The organism is Herbaspirillum sp. B65 (genome assembly GCF_000333555.1).
In the GTDB taxonomy this organism is placed as follows: domain Bacteria; phylum Pseudomonadota; class Gammaproteobacteria; order Burkholderiales; family Burkholderiaceae_D; genus Herbaspirillum; species Herbaspirillum rubrisubalbicans.
The window spans coordinates 1-1,007 of the sequence record NZ_BADI01001013.1 but is presented as its reverse complement, the minus strand read 5'-3'; the positions used below and the strand labels follow the sequence as shown (position 1 = coordinate 1,007).

Annotated in this window: 2 protein-coding genes; one reads left to right on the top strand and one right to left on the bottom strand. The window is 54.8% G+C overall.

The genetic code is table 11. From position 1 onward, the window contains the following. Nucleotides 1-596, top strand: a 596-nt coding sequence (locus I5W_RS23930; RefSeq protein ID WP_044531125.1) for a LysE family translocator, incomplete at its 5' end; no start/stop codon positions are given. 223 nt (nucleotides 597-819) lie between these two features. Here I5W_RS23930 and I5W_RS32955 read toward each other — a convergent pair. After that, nucleotides 820-1,007: hypothetical protein (locus I5W_RS32955; RefSeq protein ID WP_217284464.1), on the bottom strand; the 188-nt coding region annotated here is incomplete at its 5' end.

The following is a 1,007-nucleotide window of genomic DNA, read 5'->3' as shown; positions in this document are numbered from 1 at the left end:
CCTCCTGCTTTGCACTGAACATGGCCTTTGCCCCCAATAACCTGCTCTCCATGACCATCGGCGCGCAGCATGGGTGCGGGCCGGCACTGCTGGCGGCAGCCGGACGGTTGGTGGCGTTTGCCCTGATGATTGCCGTCGCGGCGCTGGGCATGGGCGCGCTGCTGATGGCGTCGCAGATCGCCTTTACGGTGGTCAAGCTGCTGGGGGCAGCCTACCTGGTCTGGCTGGGATGCAAGATATTCTTTGCCAAGGCGACGGTGTCGGCGCAAGGTGTGGAGTTGGGGCGCGGTGGCATCCGCAGCTTTCTCCGCAAGGAATTCCTGGTGGCCATCGGCAACCCCAAGGCCATCCTGGTCTTCACGGCCTTCTTCCCGCAGTTCGTAGTGCCGGGCAACTACTGGGGCAGCTTCCTGCTGCTCGGAAGCATCTTCCTCACACTGGAACTGGTGGCCATTGCCGCCTACGCCTATGCCGGCACCCGACTGTCCGGCTTGCTGCAGAATGCGCGTGGACTGCGCTGGATGAACCGCATCAGCGGCGGCATGATGATCCTCTTCGGCACCATCCTGGCGCTGGCAAGACGACCGGCTGCGTGAGCGGCCGGCCTATGGAATGAAGCAGTGTTTGAGGGAGGGCAATATCGGGCTCATCTCTTCGCATTACGTGGTGTCAATAATCAAATAAATCGAATAAATCATTTTATTGTGCGAAAAGTGCCGAGAAATTTTGTTTCTTTGCGCTTTTTTGCGAGCAAAATGCGCATCGCTGAACATTTCGCCCAATTTTTACAAGGCACACCTTCCTGCTGATAGACGGGTTTCAGGGCTGAATTCCGCCTAAAATGCGGCTTTCTTGCCACGATCTATTAGGGATTTCTTCATTTTCTTTGTTGGCTTGACAGCATCCCCCTCCTTTTTGATGTAAATGACCAACAGAAAAAACATTTATATCGAATTTATTAAATAAGTGGTTTATATTGAAGTGGTGGTAGGCGTGACTGCTGCTCA